The sequence below is a fragment of the Lactobacillus sp. C449L genome (genome assembly GCF_059900815.1).
Genome location: NZ_JBWXGA010000426.1, coordinates 1 through 400 on the forward strand (window position 1 = coordinate 1; position 400 = coordinate 400).

Sequence of the window (400 nt, forward strand, 5' to 3'; positions counted from 1 at the left end):
GCCGCCAACACGTCCGACTACATCAACAATCCGGGCGACGTGTTCATCCAGGGCCTGGAGGTCCAGTACGATCAGGACATGCTGTCGCTGTTCGGCCTGAACGCCGAAGGCTGGCGCTGGCGCGGCTACGCCAACGGCAACTGGAACTTCGATATGAAGGACAAGGGCGCCGCGACGGTCGCGACCGCCAACACCGACAATGTGGAGCGCGTCTACCGCTACCAGGCGGCGCTCGGCACGCGGTTCGGCACCGTGGGCACGCCGCATGACTGGACGATCCAGGTCCAGAGCGTCATCCGCGGGCCGGTCTACTACAACACGGAGGAAAACCTGCTCGTGCCGCAGGTGGAACCCTACCGCGAATACATCTGGAAGAAGAGCGCCTTCGCGGTTTGGAACG

Annotated in this window: 1 protein-coding gene; it reads left to right on the forward strand. The window is 63.8% G+C overall.

Features of this window, described 5'->3' with window-relative positions; all coding sequences use genetic code 11:
- The coding region (locus AC2JF9_RS10105; RefSeq protein ID WP_500727505.1) for a hypothetical protein at window positions 1-400 on the forward strand (400 nt) is incomplete at both ends.